The sequence below is a fragment of the Granulicatella sp. WM01 genome (assembly GCF_004570605.1).
Taxonomy (GTDB): Bacteria; Bacillota; Bacilli; order Lactobacillales; family Aerococcaceae; genus WM01.
Window position 1 is genome coordinate 1 of sequence record NZ_SPPB01000127.1, and the last position, 851, is coordinate 851.

The 851-nt window shown below is 32.4% G+C and carries 2 protein-coding genes; both read right to left on the reverse strand.

Going from position 1 to position 851, the window contains the following annotated elements; translation table 11 throughout:
* The coding region (locus tag E4T68_RS08960) for a transposase (RefSeq protein ID WP_167753881.1) at positions 1 to 243 on the reverse strand (243 nt) is incomplete at its 3' end.
* Entirely contained in the window at positions 224 to 781 is a 558-nt protein-coding gene (locus E4T68_RS08965) for a transposase family protein (protein WP_135126056.1), read from the reverse strand. The genes E4T68_RS08960 and E4T68_RS08965, both read right to left, overlap by 20 nt.
* Positions 782 to 851 lie beyond the last annotated feature (70 nt).

Genomic DNA, 851 nt, shown 5'->3' on the forward strand with positions numbered 1-851 from the left:
CCGGTTTAATTCACGAGTTAAAGCTTGAACCAAATGAAATTTATCTATATGTATAGCCGCATTTGGGAAATATGTCTTTATAAAAGCTATATATGGGAAAGACATGTCAATGGTAATCGTTTTAACCTGTTGTCTAGCCTTTAATGTATATCTATCAAAATGTTGACATAGAAATTGTTTCTTACGCTCATCTAATACATCCACCAAGCGATGGGTTACGGCATCACAATAAATAAAATTCATTTTTTTTATCTCGATCAGTTACACCTTTAAACTCATCAAAGCACAAATGCTGTGGTAATTCAGATGACACATTAGGCACTATCTGTCTAGCAACATCTTTTACAATACGACGAACAGAATGAACAGACATGTTCGAGTAACGCGAAATCATTTTAGTAGATAACGTTGTATCAAGTTGACTAATCACCCATTGTTTTAAACGATTAGAAATAAACGAGTGTTGATTAACCACTGGCGATTGATCTGTAAATGATGAACAACAGTTACGACAGTAAAAACGTTGTTTTGATAGATTAAGACAGGCTTTTAAACCAGAAATAGGGACTAGACTTAAACGTGATGAGCGTGTACCGTTTTTAACAATAGAATGATTATGGTTTGTCATGTGACAACAAGGACACTCGTTTGGAGAATAAGTCAATTTCCCATAAAACAACAAGGCTTTTTGAGTGTCTTTTAAGTAAATTTCATCAACTTTGTCTAAAAAAGTGATATGTGTGTCTTTTAATTGTAGTAAAATTTGTGTATAATATGACATGTAGATAACCTCTTTCTTTTGATTAGGTACTTATAGAATACTGGTTATCTACTTTTTTGTACACTTTTTT

What these genes read in the sequence shown, in the direction of transcription:
- E4T68_RS08965 (WP_135126056.1), bottom strand. Translation starts at nt 781, where the DNA reads ATGTCATATTATACACAAATTTTACTACAATTAAAAGACACACATATC.